Source organism: Streptomyces sp. NPDC043861 (assembly GCF_056435905.1).
In genome coordinates this window covers 109,717-124,922 of record NZ_JBWKDP010000010.1, presented here as the reverse complement: position 1 = coordinate 124,922, position 15,206 = coordinate 109,717, and the positions used below count along the sequence as shown (strand labels likewise).

At 70.8% G+C, this 15,206-nt stretch carries 13 protein-coding genes; 4 read left to right on the top strand and 9 right to left on the bottom strand.

Annotation, left to right across the window (positions count from 1 at the left end; genetic code table 11):
* Positions 1 to 389: 389 nt before the first annotated feature.
* Entirely contained in the window at positions 390 to 926 is a 537-nt protein-coding gene (locus AC068D_RS23000; protein ID WP_478824910.1) for a hypothetical protein, read from the top strand.
* Between the two features lie 521 nt (positions 927 to 1,447).
* Here AC068D_RS23000 and cobT read toward each other — a convergent pair.
* From cobT to AC068D_RS22970, 6 genes are all read right to left on the bottom strand, one after another.
* Positions 1,448 to 4,945 (bottom strand): nicotinate-nucleotide--dimethylbenzimidazole phosphoribosyltransferase, encoded by a 3,498-nt coding sequence (gene cobT, locus AC068D_RS22995; protein ID WP_478824909.1) that lies wholly within the window; start codon positions 4,943 to 4,945, stop codon positions 1,448 to 1,450.
* Between the two features lie 552 nt (positions 4,946 to 5,497).
* A complete protein-coding gene (cbiE, locus tag AC068D_RS22990; RefSeq protein ID WP_478824908.1) occupies positions 5,498 to 6,733 on the bottom strand; it encodes a precorrin-6y C5,15-methyltransferase (decarboxylating) subunit CbiE in 1,236 nt (411 codons plus the stop codon).
* A 74-nt stretch (positions 6,734 to 6,807) separates the two neighbouring features.
* Positions 6,808 to 7,452 (bottom strand): GNAT family N-acetyltransferase, encoded by a 645-nt coding sequence (locus AC068D_RS22985; protein ID WP_478824907.1) that lies wholly within the window; start codon positions 7,450 to 7,452, stop codon positions 6,808 to 6,810.
* A gap of 167 nt (positions 7,453 to 7,619) precedes the next feature.
* Positions 7,620 to 8,495 (bottom strand): MetQ/NlpA family ABC transporter substrate-binding protein, encoded by an 876-nt coding sequence (locus AC068D_RS22980; RefSeq protein WP_478824906.1) that lies wholly within the window; start codon positions 8,493 to 8,495, stop codon positions 7,620 to 7,622.
* 87 nt (positions 8,496 to 8,582) lie between these two features.
* Entirely contained in the window at positions 8,583 to 9,251 is a 669-nt protein-coding gene (locus tag AC068D_RS22975; RefSeq protein WP_478824905.1) for a methionine ABC transporter permease, read from the bottom strand.
* The gene (locus AC068D_RS22970) at positions 9,248 to 10,306 is read right to left on the bottom strand and encodes a methionine ABC transporter ATP-binding protein (RefSeq protein WP_478824904.1); all 1,059 of its coding nucleotides are present in this window, start codon (positions 10,304 to 10,306) and stop codon (positions 9,248 to 9,250) included. Before AC068D_RS22970 ends, AC068D_RS22975 begins: the two co-directional genes overlap by 4 nt.
* A gap of 651 nt (positions 10,307 to 10,957) precedes the next feature.
* Between AC068D_RS22970 and AC068D_RS22965 the strand changes: the two genes are divergently transcribed.
* Complete coding sequence (locus AC068D_RS22965; RefSeq protein WP_478824903.1) at positions 10,958 to 11,317, top strand: hypothetical protein; 360 nt, start codon at positions 10,958 to 10,960, stop codon at positions 11,315 to 11,317.
* A 2-nt stretch (positions 11,318 to 11,319) separates the two neighbouring features.
* Positions 11,320 to 11,763 (top strand): hypothetical protein, encoded by a 444-nt coding sequence (locus tag AC068D_RS22960; protein WP_478824902.1) that lies wholly within the window; start codon positions 11,320 to 11,322, stop codon positions 11,761 to 11,763.
* 82 nt (positions 11,764 to 11,845) lie between these two features.
* Here AC068D_RS22960 and AC068D_RS22955 read toward each other — a convergent pair whose 3' ends face one another.
* The 3 genes from AC068D_RS22955 to AC068D_RS22945 all read right to left on the bottom strand — a co-directional run bounded on the left by AC068D_RS22955 (position 11,846) and on the right by AC068D_RS22945 (position 14,265).
* A complete protein-coding gene (locus AC068D_RS22955; protein WP_478824901.1) occupies positions 11,846 to 12,385 on the bottom strand; it encodes a GNAT family N-acetyltransferase in 540 nt (179 codons plus the stop codon).
* A 35-nt stretch (positions 12,386 to 12,420) separates the two neighbouring features.
* Positions 12,421 to 13,005, bottom strand: a complete 585-nt coding sequence (locus tag AC068D_RS22950) for a sigma-70 family RNA polymerase sigma factor (protein ID WP_478824900.1) — start codon at positions 13,003 to 13,005, stop codon at positions 12,421 to 12,423.
* 102 nt (positions 13,006 to 13,107) lie between these two features.
* On the bottom strand, positions 13,108 to 14,265 hold the full coding sequence (locus tag AC068D_RS22945) for a glycerophosphodiester phosphodiesterase (RefSeq protein WP_478824899.1): 1,158 nt from the start codon (positions 14,263 to 14,265) through the stop codon (positions 13,108 to 13,110).
* A gap of 234 nt (positions 14,266 to 14,499) precedes the next feature.
* Between AC068D_RS22945 and AC068D_RS22940 the strand changes: the two genes are divergently transcribed.
* Positions 14,500 to 15,189 (top strand): lysophospholipid acyltransferase family protein, encoded by a 690-nt coding sequence (locus AC068D_RS22940; RefSeq protein ID WP_478824898.1) that lies wholly within the window; start codon positions 14,500 to 14,502, stop codon positions 15,187 to 15,189.
* Positions 15,190 to 15,206 lie beyond the last annotated feature (17 nt).

Genomic DNA, 15,206 nt, shown 5'->3' with positions numbered 1-15,206 from the left:
TGCGTGGCCGCTGCGACGGTGAAGCGGCTGGTGGGGACGGGGATTACTTTACGGGGGCTTCGCCCCCGTGCCCCCTTGCCCCCGGGCCCCGGCCGGGTCTCCCGGCCCGGGACTCACGGCGGGACGCCGCCTTGCCCCCTGCGGGGTGCGGTGCCCGGACGGGTGCGGGGTACCACCGGTGGGTGTGGGGTGTCCGGTTCCGGGCGGGCTTCCGGTGGGTCCGTCCTCCGTCTCCCCCGGACTGGTGAGAACTCTTGCACCGGCCCTGACCGGAGTTCCTGAATGATCTTGACAGGGCCGCAGAGCGGCGGCCATGCGCTGCCCAGTGCCGACCTCCTGGCGGCGCTCTGTTTCCGCAGCTCAGAGTGTCTGCTGCCATAATCCTCACCATGACTGCGACCCGCATATTGGCAGAGTTCGGCCTGACGGCAAGGATCGGGCCGGTCGGCTGCAATGCGTCGCTGCCCGAGCTGGCGGAGACGTGGGGGCCGCCCTTCATCGGTGACCCCGTGTACCAGAAGCGTCCCTGGCCGCGCTGGTTCGGCTACGGCAGTCTGCAGCTGGTCGTCTGCAGCTGTCAGCTGGTGGTCCAGGTGATCGTCCCGGTGTGGCATGGGCAGATCGCGGTTCCCGACGGTCAGGCGAGAACGATGGTCAGCCATCCGTCGGAAGTGACGTACTCCCGGTTCACGGCCGCGTTGGACGCCGTGGGTTGCGACTGGAGCCGAGGGCAGGATCTCACTGGGCAGTGCACCGTGGAGACCGAGGTGGACGGGATCCGGACTGGATTCGTGTTCGTCACCGTCGACGGCTACGACGGGCCTCCGCTCGCGGACCCGGTGCTGAACAAGGCCGTCTCTTCCGCATTCCACGACTGCCCGCCCATGCCGCACGGCCAGGAGGGCGAAGGCTTCCGCACGGACTGAGCGACCTCGGTCCGTCCAACATCCCTGTACAGGAACGAGATTCCCAGGGCTGTTCGTGCTCCGCACTCCGTTGCGCGTTCAACGGGTCGTGGGGTGAGCCTCACCAGGATTTCGTCCGCGGACCGCGAAGGGGCCGGGTGGGTGGTGCTTGGGTGGGTGGTGCTGCGGGGCCCCTCCGGGCTCGGCTCCTCGGGAGCGGCGGCTTGTGACCCGGCCCAGGGGCCACCGGTGCTCCCGCCGGCCCTGCCCCCGGGACATCGCCCTGAGGGAGCGCCGCGAGGGCCGGCCAAGCAGTGCCGTTGCGGTGGGGCCTGCGCCCCGCCGCCCGTCGGGCCGTCCCGGACAGACGAGTCCCGGAGCGGCCCCAAGGCAACTGACCGGCACGGGCCGACCCCGACCACCCGGCCGGACGACCCACGCACAGGGCCCACCCGGCGCTCGAGGACGGACGCACCGGCCCCGTAACCGGTACCGGGCCGTACGACAACCGGCTCCGGCACCGCGCAGCGGACCCGCCGCTACTACTTCTCCGTGACGCCCGCGGAGTCGAAGGTCGCCACCTCGTGCATCGCACGGGCCGCGCTCTGCACCAATGGGAGCGCCAGCAGTGCGCCCGTGCCCTCGCCGAGGCGGAGGTCGAGGTCGACCAGCGGACGCAGCCCCAGCTTGTTGAGGGCCGCCACATGACCCGGCTCCGCGCTGCGGTGCCCGGCGATGCAGGCGGCGAGGGCCTCCGGCGCGACCGCCCGGGCGACCAGCGCCGCGGCGCCCGCCGAGACGCCGTCGAGGACGACCGGCGTACGCAGCGACGCGCCGCCGAGGATGAAACCGACCAGCGCGGCATGCTCCAGGCCGCCCACCGCCGCGAGGACGCCGACCGGGTCGGCCGGGTCGGGCTGGTGGAGCTCCAGCGCACGCCGGACGACGTCCACCTTCCGGGCGTGCATCTCGTCGTTGATGCCGGTGCCGCGCCCGGTGACCTCCGTCGGGTCGACCCCCGTGTACACGGAGATCAGTGCCGCCGACGCCGTGGTGTTGGCGATGCCCATCTCACCGGTGAGCAGTGCCTTGTTGCCGGCGGCCACGAGATCACGTGCGGTTTCGATGCCCACTTCGATCGCCGAGTGGACCTCCTCGCGACTGAGCGCGGGACCCGTCGTGAAGTCGGAGGTACCGGGGCGGACCTTGCGCGGCAGCAGTCCGGGCGTGGCCGGCAGGTCGGAGGCGACGCCGACGTCGATGACGCAGACCTCCGCGCCGACCTGGTTGGCGAAGGCGTTGCAGACCGCTCCCCCGCCGAGGAAGTTGGCGACCATCTGGCCGGTCACCTCCTGGGGCCATGCGGTGACGCCCTGGGCGTGCACCCCGTGGTCACCCGCGAAGATCGCGACCGCCGCGGGCTCCGGGATCGGCGGCGGGCACATCCGGGACAGTCCGGCCAGCTGCGCCGAGATGATCTCCAGCATGCCGAGCGCCCCCGCGGGCTTCGTCATCCGCTTCTGCCGCTCCCACGCCTCACCGAGCGCCTTGGCGTCCAGCGGACGGATGTTGGAGACGGTCTCCTGGAGCAGGTCGTGCGGCTCCTCGCCGGGCAACGCACGGCGTCCGTACGTCTCCTCGTGGACGACCCAGGACAGCGGGCGGCGCTTGGACCAGCCCGCCTGCATCAGCTCGGGCTCCGCGGGGAACTCGTCGACATATCCGACGCAGAGGTATGCGACGACCTCGAGGTGCTCGGGAAGGCCGAGAGCGCGGACCATCTCGCGCTCGTCGAAGAAGCTGACCCAGCCGACGCCGAGGCCCTCGGCCCGCGCGGCGAGCCACAGGTTCTCGACGGCGAGTGCGGAGGAGTACGGGGCCATCTGCGGCTGGGTGTGCCGGCCGAGCGTGTGGCGGCCGCCGCGGGTCGAGTCGGCGGTGACGACGATGTTCACCGGCGTGTCGAGGATGGCCTCGATCTTGAGTTCCTTGAACTGCTTCGCGCGGCCCTTGGGCAGCGATTTGGCGTACGCGTCGCGCTGGCGCTGGGCGAGTTCGTGCATCGTGCGACGGGTCTCCGCTGAGCGGATGACCACGAAGTCCCACGGCTGGGAGTGCCCCACGCTGGGCGCGGTGTGCGCGGCTTCGAGGACCCGCAGCAGTACCTCGTGCGGGATGGGGTCCCCGCGGAAGCCGTTGCGGATGTCGCGGCGCTCGTGCATGACCCGGAGAACCGCCTCGCGCTCGGCGTCGTCGTAGCCGGGGGCGCGGGCGCCGGTGGTCGCGGGCGCCTCCTCGACGGCGACGGACTCCGCCGGCTGCTGGGACGCGGGCTCCTCGGCCATCTGCGGTTCCACCGTTTCATCGAGCAGTTCGGGCTCACCCGCAGGCGTTCCCATGGCCTCGGCGGCCGGATTGTCGTTGTCACCGCCATTGCGCGGAGCGGGTACGACGGCGACCGGCACAGGATGCGCGTCGGCGTCGGCCATGGACGCGGGTGCTTCGGACGCGGGCTCCGCGACCTCCGCGACAGCGGCCTGATCCGAAGGCACCGCTTCCTCGACGGGGGCGGTCTCCGCCTCCACTGCCGGATGGACCACCGGCTCGAGTGCCACCGGCTCGGGTGCCATCGGCTCGGGTGCCATCGGCTCGGGTGCCACAGCCACCGGCTCGGGTGCCACCGACTCGGGTGCCGCGGCCGCCTGCACGGGGACGGCGGTCTCCTGCATGGGGACGGCGGCTTCCTGCGTGTGTGCGTCGGACTCGGCGACCGCGGCCACCGGCGCGGTGTCCGGGTGCACGGTGCCGGCGAGGGAGCCGTCGGTGGTCGGAGGCTCGCCGGCGACGGGCTCGGCAGGCGCGACGGGGATCTCGGCGGAGGCGTCGGCCACTACCGCGGCGGTCGTGTCGGCAACGGCGGAGACTTCCGGGCCGACCGTTTCTGCCGGCGCGGCGCCTGCGGACGGCACGGGCACGGGGGTCCAGGGTGCGGCCCCCTGCGGCGGGGTCTCGCCCCTCTGTGGCGCGGCGGCGACCGCCGGCTCCTCACGCGGTACGTCGAGGTACTCGGGGCCCGTCGTGGGCGGGCCCGGGTGGCGGACCGGCATGGGGTGCGGCGGCGTATGACCGGATCCGTTGCCGGGCCGTCCGGCGGGACCGCGGTCGGCCAGCGAACGCACGACTCCGCCGGTGGCATCGGGCATGGGCGGGCCCATGTGGAGCGGACGGCGCCCCGGGGGCGGCGTGTGGGTGGCCGCGGGCACGGCGGCGGCCGGGACACGTGTGCCGCCGAGGTCGAGCGAGCCCGAGTCCCGGCCGCCGGCCTCGTGAGCCCCTGTCTCGTGCGCCGTCTCGTACGCCCCGTTCTCGTGGGCCCCCGCCTCGTGCACCGCGGCCTGGTGCGGCACGCCTTCGTGCCCGAGGGCCGGGTACGACGCGGCCTCCTGCACCGGCGGCTCCGCAGCCGCCTGCTGCGGCACGGCAGGTGTGTGCAGGCCCTGTTCCGGCGCGAACGCCACGGGCTCAGGTGCCTCTGTGGCCGCCGGGACCTCCTGGGCCGCCGGCACGGCGGACTCGGGAACCACCGCCTCCGGGGCGACCGTTCCGGGGGCGGGCACCGTCGGCGCACCCGCTGCCGGAGTGACCGACTGCGGCGCCGCGTGCTGCACCGCCGCCTGAACAGCGGCCGTCGCAGCGCCGGGAGCCACACCGTCCATGACCGAACGCGCAGGTGGAGCCTGCGGCGCCACGGGGGCGGCGGGAGCAGCAGGAGCGGTCACGGAGGTGGCGACCTGTGCGAGGGGAGCGACCGGTGCGGCGGGCTGCGCCGGCAGGACCGTGGGCGTCACCGGCTGCGGCTCGCTCCACGCGCCCTGCGCGCCGGGCATGAGCAGAAGATCGTCGTCGTCGCCGACGGATTCGGCAGCGCTTCCGGAGGGGTCGAGGAAGGTGTACGCGCCAGGAGCGGGGATGCCCGGCTGCTCCACCATGCCTGCGTTCTCCGGCAGCCCCTCGCCCGGGATCTGGCCGGTGTCAGTCATGCGTACCCCTCGCCCATCGGTTGTGTTCCTTCAGACCTTCGCCCGGGGCGCCCGATCGCGGCACACACGCGGCGCCCGTCACTACAAGAACGAGCGTGTGCGCCGCGCGGCACGAAAGCCCATGGACACCCAGCATTGTCGTGGCGTTTCGCGTCCATGGCAGCTGGATTCGCCTCGGTTTGCTGTGGACTGCGCCACGTTGCGCACCCCCCGGTCGCGCCGTACCACAGCGGGACCCCAAGATGGTCCCCAATTCCGGATATTGACGAACGAATCGACGATCGACCGGCAGCGGTACAACGGTCGGCCAGCCTACCTCGCCACGCCACAGCGCCTGGGTCAGGGGGCGGGATCCGGCCGCCCTGTCCACCCTCCCGCGGAACGTCCCTCGCGCCGTCCGCCCGCCGCCCGTCACGGGCCGCGTCGGACATCGGCGCTGGGGTCTTTCGTCTGGATCGGGCTGGATCGGTGAGCGGGGTCCGGTCCGTGCGATCGCAAGGCGGCGAGCGCGCCGCCGGGCGCGCGAGCCCGGCAAGATCCAAACGAGGGGCCCTAGGCCCTCGAACTGCCCCCGTCGCGCCGTTCCAACTGTCCGGACAGCAGGAAGACGACCGAGCGCTCCCGCTCGGACCAGTCGCCGGGGTCGAGCTCCACGGACTGCAGCAGAGCACATTCGACCGCATAGCCGCCCTCGACGAGTGCGGAGCCAATGGCCTCGGCCTCGTCCCGGGTGGAGGCATGGGTGACGATGCATTCGGGGCGACGGTCGGCACAGGCGGTGACCACGGGCACTCCCCCACCGCCGATGCGTACGACGTCCGGTTCGGGAAGCCGCTCGAGCACGTGCGGCGCCCGGCCACGGATTGTCTGCAGCTGGACGCCGTGGCGGCGCGCGGTGGCGTCGGTGCGGATGCAGGCGGCGGGGTCGTCGTCGACCGCGATCACCGCGGCACCGAAGCGTGCCGCGTCGGCGGCGAGCTCCCCACTGCCGCAGCCGATGTCCCAGACGAGATCGCCCAGACGGGGCCCGAGGCGGGCGAGCTGGGCCGCGCGCAGCTGCACCGACTCGCCCTCGGCCACGGAGGTCCGGCCCGGCTCCGGTGCCAGCGCCCAGCCCCGGACCGCCGGCGGATAGCGGGGGTCACGGCCCGCCACCCAGCCTCCCCCCGGCACGGCGACGGATGCCGAGCCACCGATGACGATCACGACGTTGGGGTCACGCCAGGTGTGGTCGGCGACCTTGTCGGAGGTGAGGACGGTGACCTGTTCGCGTTCGGTGCCGAGCTCCTCGCAGATCACGAAGGTGCGGTGGACGCCGTCGAGGAGGAGGGCGAGCTCGACGGGCCCGGCGCCCGGGGAGGTGAGGACGGCAACCTTGGGGTGCGCACGGCACACATTGACGGCCCGCCGGAGCGTCCGGCGCTGGGCCACGACGATCTGGGCGTCGTCCCAGGGCATTCCGGCGCGGGCGAACGCGGCGGCGACGGAGGAGACCGCCGGAACGACCTCGACCTCGAGGCCGTGCTGGGGCGCGCGCAGGGTGCGTACCACTCCGAAGAAGCCGGGGTCACCGTCCGCCAGCACGACGGGGCTGCCGCGGTGTCCCGCGATCCTGCGGGCGGCGAGGTCGACGCTGCCGAGCCGTATGCGCTCGGCGTTCGCGGGCACCTCGGGAAGGGCAAGGTGATGGGCGGCGCCCGCGACGAGCGTGGCGGCGGACAGCGCGGACCTGGCGGCCGAGGTCAGGGGGGAACCGTCCCAGCCGATCACCGTGACCCGGTCGGCCATCGTCGTCTGTCTCCTGGAATTCGCTGAGTCGCTGAGGTCGCTTGCGTTGCCGCAGGTCGTGAGCGTACCTGGTATCAGTTCCAGTCGGCGAAAGAGGAATATCCGGTATCGGCCATCTGGTCGGCGACACCGTCCAGGTCCTCGGGGAGCAGGCTCCAGACGATCAGGTCGGTTCTGATGTCGGTCCAGCCGGTCCCGGTGCGGGTGCGCGCTATCCAGGCGTTGCGCAGGACGCCCTCGCTGATGCAGCCGATCTTCTGGGCGACCTGCTGGGAGGCGGTGTTGTCGGCGGCGGTGCGGACCTCGATGCGTTCGAACTTCTGGTCGCGGAACAGCCACTGCGCGACGGCCAGCATCGATTCGGTGGCGTAGCCCTCGCCGCGCGCCCATGGCGCCGTCGCATAAGCGGCCTCGGTGGCACGGACACGCCAGTCGGTGTTCTGCAGATGCACGACGCCGACGAGCCGCTGGGTGAGGAATTCGGTGACGGCGAAGACTATGCCCCGGCCCTCCACACGTTCAGCAGGAGCGATCCTGCGCACCCAGGCTTCGGAGTCCCGCTCGGTGTAGGGGTGGGGGACCGAGGTCCAGGTGGTCACCATCTCGTCGTTCATCATCTCGGTGTGGGCCGGGATGTCGGCGTCCTCGTACGCGCGCAGCACCAACCGCTCCGTGCTGATGGAGACGTCCGGGAAGGTGGTAGTCATGCGCAGCTCCATGCCGAGGACCGTTGTGAGGGCCGTAGTCGTAAGGGCCGTAAAGGCACAGCATGCAGCATCGGGTGAGGGATGTGCATGGCCGGGTCGGTCCGCCGGGGACACGCCGAAGGCCCCGGGCACCGACGGGGTGCGCGGGGCCTTCGTTCACAAGGTCCTTGCCAAGGGCGTCACTTGGCGGGGGCGCCGAAGGCGGGCACGACCGAACCGGTGTAGGTGTCCTCGATGTACTTCTTCACCTCGGGGGAACTGAGGAGCTCGGCGAGGGTCTTGACCCGGGGGTCGTTCTCGTTGCCCTTCCTGACCGCCAGGAAGTTGGCGTAGGGGTTGCCCTCCGCCTTCTCCAGAGCCAGGGCGTCCTTGGCGGGCTCGAGGTCGGCCTCGATGGCGTAGTTGCCGTTGATGACGGCGGCATCGACGTCGTTCAGGGCGCGGGGCACGGTGGCGGCCTCCAGCTCCTTGAACTCCAGGCCCTTCTTGTCCGTGATGTCGGAGAGCTTGGCGTTGGTGCCGACGCCGTCCTTGAGGGTGATCAGACCGTTCGCGGCCAGCAGCTGGAGCGCTCGGCCCTCGTTGGTGGTGTCGTTGGGGACGGCGATGGTCTGGCCGGCCTTGATGTCCTCGAGGGACTTGACGGTCCTGGAGTAGAGGCCGAGCGGCTCGAGGTGGACGTTGACGACCGGCACGATGGTGGTCTTGTTCTTCTGGTTGAAGTCGTCCAGGTAGGGCTTGTGCTGGAAGAAGTTGGCGCCGACCTGGCCCTGCTGGGTGGCGGTGTTCGGCAGGACGTAGTCCGTGAACTCCTTCACCTCCAGCTTGAGTCCGGCCTTGTCGGCGAGGTTCTTCTTGACGAAGTTCAGGATGTCCGCGTGCGGGGTCGGGGACGCCGCGACGACGAGCGGCTCGCCGGCGGCCGCGGCCTTGTCGCCGGACGCGGCCTTGGCGCCCGGGTCGGAGGCGGTGCCGCAGGCGGTGAGGCCGAGGGCGAGGGCGGCGGTGGCAGCTGCGGCCGCGGTGAGCTTGACGTTCCTACGGTGGTTACGCACGAAAAGTGCCTCTTTCTGAATTGCGGTACTGACGCCCGGACAAGGAGTTCGGGCTTGTGGTGGAGCCGGTGAAGCGGAAGGGGGTGCTCAGGCGGTGCGGCCACGGCGGGCCAGCAGCCGTACGACTCCGTCGCCGATCAGCTGTACGACGGTGACGACGACGATCAGGATGACGACGGTGATGAGCATGAACTGGGTCTCGAACCGCTGGAAGCCATAGGTGACTGCCTTGGATCCGAGCCCCTCGCCGCCGACCGCGCCCGCCATAGCCGAATAGCCGACGAGGACGATCACGGTGGTGGTGACGGCGGCGACGATCGAGGGCAGGGCCTGCGGGAGCAGCACCTTGCGGACGATCGTCGGGATGGAGCCGCCCATGGACTGGACCGCTTCGACCAGTCCGTGGTCGACCTCGCGGATCGCCGTCTCGACGAGCCGCGCGAAGAAGGGGATGGCGCCGACGGCAAGCGGCACGATCATGGCCGTGGGGCCGATGAAGGTGCCGACCACCGCGGTGGTGAAGGGGATCAGCGCGATCAGCAGGATGATGAACGGCAGCGAGCGGCCGATGTTCACGATCGCGCCGACGGCCTTGTTCACGGGGAGGTTCTGCAGCAGTCCGCCCTTGTCGGTGAGGACCAGCAGAATGCCCAGCGGAAGTCCGCCGATGACGGTGACGACCGTGGACCACAGGACCATGTAGAGGGTGTCGACGGTGCCCTGGGTGAGCAGCGGCTGCATCTCCGACCACGTCACTTGGCGGTCTCCTTCACCAGTTCCGGTCGCGGCGCGGGGACGTCCCCGGCCGCGTTCTCGACGACCTCGACCTGCAGGCCCTGCTCGCGCAGGAAGCCGACGGGCACCACGTTGTCCGCGTAGCGGCCGGGCAGTTCGATGCGCATCCGGCCGATCTGCTTGCCTGCGACGGTGTCCATCGCGGCGCCCAGGATCGAGATGTCGATGTTGTAGGTGCGCGAGAGCTGGGAGATCACCGGCTGGGTGGCTGTCTCGCCGTGGAAGGTGACGTCGACGACCGTTCGGTCCGGCCCCGAGGCGTCCCCGGTGACAGGGAACAGCTCCTGGGCGAGTTCCGAGCCTGGTGTGGCGAGCAGCTCGCTCACCGTTCCGGACTCGACGATCCTGCCCTTCCTCATCAGGGCGGCCGAGTCGCAGACGGTCTTGACGACGTCCATCTCATGGGTGATGAGCAGCACGGTCAGTCCCAGCCGGCGGTTGAGGTCGCGGAGCAGCTGGAGGATCGAGCGGGTGGTCTCGGGGTCGAGGGCGCTGGTGGCCTCGTCGGAGAGGAGCACCTTCGGATTCCCCGCCAGCGCCCGTGCGATGCCGACGCGCTGCTTCTGCCCGCCGGAGAGCTGCGCCGGGTACGCCTTCGCCTTGTCGGCGAGGCCGACGAGGTCCAGCAGTTCCAGGGCGCGGCGGGAGCGCTCGGCGCCGGAGACGCCGAGGATCTCCAGGGGGAGCTCGACGTTGTCCTTGACGCTTCGCGACGACAGCAGGTTGAAGTGCTGGAAGACCATGCCGATGCGACTGCGGGCCTGGCGCAGTTCCCTGCCGGCGCGGTTGCCACGCCCTGCGAGGGCGGTGAGGTCGATGCCGTCGACGGTCACCGTGCCGGATGTGGGGCGCTCCAGCAGATTGACGCAGCGGATGAGGGAGGACTTTCCGGCTCCGCTCCGGCCTATGACGCCGAAGACTTCACCTTCGCGGACATGGAGGTCGACGCCGTCCAGAGCGGTGACGTCGCGGCCTCGCGACTGATAGACCTTCGTGAGGCCAGTAGTGGTGATCACAGGGATTTCCGTCACTGTCGAGTGCACGGCGTGGGGTTTCGCCGCGCACGGGTGTGTCGTGTCGGGGGCAGCAGGGCGTGCACGGACGAGCAGGTGGGCTGCGGGTGCGCGCGGCAGGCTCGGTCCGGCGGATGTCCGGCGGACACGGCGTGGCTGTCGGGTCTCGCTTCGGGGCGCGAGGCTCAGGCAGGGGCCCTCAGAAGGCGCACATTCGACACATACAACGAGCACCGGGCGTCGTGTTCGCCTCGGTCGCAAGGGTGCGGCTGCTCGTCCTGGTCATGCGGGCAAGTAAAGCAGACACGCAGACGGGTGGATCAAAACCGTCCGCATAGCGGAACACTTTCGTCCGTTCTGCGGACAAGAGGTCGCCTGCACCTCACCACCCCTACCCGTCTGACCTGTACGGATGTCAAACAGCGATCGTGGGGCGACAGCCGCGCGCCGATCGTTCACTCTCGTCCATGTGGTCAAGACCACGACCTCGTTCCGCCACCCTCGGGAACGCGGTGCGGCGTCGGCGCGAACTGTTCGGACGTACAGGCACCGGACCGGGCGCCCCCTCGGGTCGCCGGGACGGCGGACGTGCAGGCGCCGGGGCTGCCGGGGGCGAGCGCATCGGGCCTTTCGGCCCGTAATACGCTCGGCGTCATGCTCGACGCCCTGACGGTCGCCCTCTCCGCGGCCGCGCTCGCCCTCGCCGCCTGGTGCGGTTTCGCCGCGTTCCGGGACCAGCCGACGAAGGACTGGCACTTCATCGGCATGGCGGTCGTGACGGTGCTCGCCCTGGCACAGCTGGCGACCGGGGTTGTGCAGCTGGCGCGCGGCGAGAAGGCCGAAGAGGGCTCGGTGATCTTCGTCTCGTATCTGATCGGCGCACTCGCGGCGGTACCGGCGGCCGGCTTTCTGTCCCTGGCCGAGCGGACCCGCTGGGGTTCCGTGACAGTAGCGGCGGGTGCCGTGGTGCTCGCTGTGCTGGAAGTGCGTCTCTACGACATCTGGAAGGCCTGAGGATGACGGACTCGACCACCGACGTCACGGGGGTCACCGAGCAGCGTCCGGGCGGCTCGCGGACCCGGCTGGTCCGGGGACCCGGGCTGCTGCTGGTCTGGCTGTACGGCGTGATGTCGGTGGGTGCGGTGTCGCGCTCGGTCTACCAGATCGCCACCGAGTACGAGCGCGCCCCGCTGGCCTACTCCCTCTCCGCGATCGCTGCGGTGGTGTACGCGTTCATCACCTACACCCTGGTGCGCGGGGGTGAGACGGCCCGCAGGGCGGCACTGGTGTCCTGCGCCGCAGAGCTGTTGGGCGTGCTGGTGGTGGGCTCGTGGACGCTCGCGGACCCGTCCGCCTTCCCGGATGCCACGGTGTGGACCGAGTACGGGATGGGCTACCTCTTCATCCCGGTCCTGCTTCCGGTCACCGGCATCCTGTGGCTGCGCCGGTCACGGAACTGAGCGCCTCGGCCCGGGCCGGCCCTGGGAGACCTCAAGCACCGGACCCCGCGCGCTGGTCCACCAGGAAGTGCGGGACAGTCCTTCAGGCGCTGGCCGCGTACTCCCCCCGGCTCTGACCGGGCAGCGGCCCCGGCGCGCCGACGGCCTTCACCAGCGTGATCACCGTCAGCTTCGAGCCGGTCTCCTCCGCAGAGACGGGCGTGTACCCGTGGCTGCGGTAGAGGCGCAGGTTGCGTTCGCTTCGGTGACCGGTGAAGAGCTGGAAGCACTTGGCGGCGGGCAGTTGGGAGCCGCCCGCGAAGTGCGCCTCGATCGCGTCGAGGAGCCGCCCGCCGAGGCCGTGGCGCTGCATCCGCGGGTGGACGATGAGCTTGGCGATCCTCGCGGTGCCGCTCGTGTCGATCTCCCCGCGAACGGACGCGATCACCTCGTCGCCGAGACGGGCCACGAGGGCGTGTCCGCGGGCGAGCTCGGCCTTCAGGTCCTCGAGGGTCTGGACGAGCGGTTCGATGCCGTAGTCGCCGTAGAGCTCGGCCTCGCTCTGGTAGCACAGGTACTGCAGCTTGAGGATGTGCTCGGCGTCCTGCGCCGATGCCGCTGAGATGCTCACGCTCATGCCCATGTGGCATGCCTCCCGCTCATCCGTCGCCCGGTTGTCTACCGCTCCTTTCCCCGGAGTTCAGGAGCGGCAACCTCTGCCGCCAGCATTCTGCGCAGACATCCCAGGCAACGGGAACGCATGGGCCCCAGACTTCCTTGTGACATACCCAACTGTCCTGCGATTTCCCGGTAGGTGGGGTCTGTCGGGGAGAGCATCGCCGTCAGCAGCCGCGGACAGGAACCGGGGGTTCGGGCCACCGCGGCCCGTAGTGCCAGGCGCCGCTCGGCGACGAGGGCGGCCCGTTCCGGGCACACCGCAGGGCCGGCCGGCGGTTCGTCGGTACAGGGCCGCTCCCGCAGGGCCCGCTGCCGGGCGCGGTGGGCCTCGTCGCGTACGGCACTGCGTACCCAGCCCGCCGCGTCGGCCGGCGGCCCCTGGGCTTCGAGCCGTTCCAGCAGACGAACCCACACATCCTGTTCGATGTCCTCGCGGTCCAGGACACCGTCGTGCGCCTCGGCACCGGCCTCCGCCGCCACGAGCGGCCGCAGCACCCGTACGAGCGCGCCCACGCCTGCGGGCACGGGCGGCGCCGGGCCCGTGAGGGCGGAGGGGCGGAGGAAGGGCTCCGACTGCGAGGTCATGACCGGCGGGACGTCGCCACCGCGTTCCGCGGTTTCGACGAACCCGCACTGTCACCCGACCGTATGGTGACCGGCCTTCGGCTGACCGGTGGAGCGGGCCGGTCAGCGGTCGACGAAGTCGGCGCGGGCCAGCAGACCCGTGTCCGGGTTGTCGGTGAATATTCCGTCGATGCCCTGCTCGAAGTAGACCTTGAAGGCTCCGAACGCATCGCCGTACGCGTTCGGGTCGGTGCCGTGCCGGAAGTCGGCGGGCAGGAAGGAGTTCTCGTTCCGCATGGTGTACGGGTGCAGGACCAGGGCCTGCGCATGCGCGTCCCGGACCAGGGTGGTGGGCGTTCCGAGCCTGCCGTTCGCGTCTCTCGGGATGATGAGGTCCAGGGTCGGGCCGATGCCCTGCGCGTACGAGGCGATCCACCTCAGGCCCTCCGGCCTGATGAGGTCGGCGACCGTGCGCGGGTCACCCGCCTGTTCGAAGTCCCAGGGACGGGTGGCGGCGCCGGAGAGCAGCACCACACGCGGCGAGGACACGAGCTTCGCGAGCCGCTGGATGCTGCTCGGCTCGAACGACTGAAGGAAGACGGGCGAGTTCGCGCGATGGCGCCCGTACCGGCGCAGCAGCTTCGCGAGCGGCTCCTCGAGACCGAGGCCGATGCCGCGGAAGTACGAGGGGTGCTTGGTCTCGACATGCAGCCAGACGGGACGTCCGCGCCGGCGTCCTTCGCTCTCCGCCCAGCGCAGCACCTCCTCGAAGGCCGGGATCCCCCAGCGGCCGTCGTAGAGGGTGTTCTCCTGGCGGGTGCCGGGGATCCGCTCCTTGGCGCGCAGCGTCTTCAGCTCCGCGAGGGTGAAGTCCTCGGTGAACCAGCCCGTGATGCTCGTGCCGTCGATGGTCTTGGTGGTCTTGCGGGAGGCGAACTCGGGGCGTACGGAAACGTCCGTGGTGCCCGTGATGTCGTTCTCGTGACGACAGACCAGATGTCCGTCCTTGGTCGGCACGAGGTCCTGCTCGATGACGTGTGCGCCCATGTCCAGGGCGAGCTGGTACGAGCCGAGGGTGTGCTCCGGGCGGTATCCGCTGGCGCCGCGGTGCGCGATGACCGTGGGGACGGGCAGGCCCCGGTACGAGTGCCCGGCGCCGTGCCGCTCGCCGGCCGCCGCGGGCGTCGCCGTACCCGCGCCGATGCCGATGGCCGCCGAACCGAGAACCGCCGCGCCCAGGACGGTCCGCCGTCCGGGGGTTGTGTCCGCACCCTGTGCCATGAGCGTTCCTCCGAGGGGTCCAAGGGAATGGTGGCGTCCCGCACCCGACCGTGTGGCCTGCGCGGCGCTCCACGTTAGGCGGCGACGCGTTACGCGCGGGAGACCCAGGGCAAACGCGTGCCAAACTCAGGTCAACACTGCGTATCTGGTGTGTGAACCCGATGTGCGTCCGGCCAGGACCCGCGAGTATCGTCCTCACCTGCAGAGATTTCGCCGGCCGTACCTCGACCGCCCATGACTTCGGAGGACCCGTTGTCCCGCTTGTCGCTCATCAAGGCAGTGCTCGGACCGATCCTGCGCCTGATGTTCCGCCCCCGGGTGGAAGGCGTCCAGCACATCCCTGGGGACGGCCCCGTCATCCTCGCCGGCAACCACCTCACCTTCATCGACTCGATGGTGCTGCCGCTGGTCTGCGACCGGCCGGTCTTCTTCATCGGCAAGGACGAGTACGTGACGGGCAAGGGCGTCAAAGGCCGCCTGATGGCCTGGTTCTTCACCGGTGTCGGAATGATCCCGGTCGACCGGGACGGCGCGAACGGCGGAGTCGCGGCGCTGATGACCGGGCGCCGGGTGCTGGAGGAGGGCAGGGTCTTCGGCATCTATCCGGAAGGCACCCGCTCCCCCGACGGCCGCCTCTACCGGGGCCGAACGGGCATCGCCCGGCTGACCCTGATGACGGGCGCGCCGGTCGTCCCGTTCGCGATGATCGGCACGGACAAACTCCAGCCGGGTGGCGCGGGCATGCCGCGCCCGGGCAGGGTGACGATCCGCTTCGGCAAGCCGATGGAGTTCTCGCGTTACGAGGGCATGGACCGCGACCGCTATGTGCTGCGGGCGGTCACGGACTCGGTGATGGCCGAGGTGATGCGGCTGTCCGGCCAGGAGTACGTGGACATGTACGCCACCAAGGCGAAGGCGGCCTGAGGCCGCGAGCACGGAAC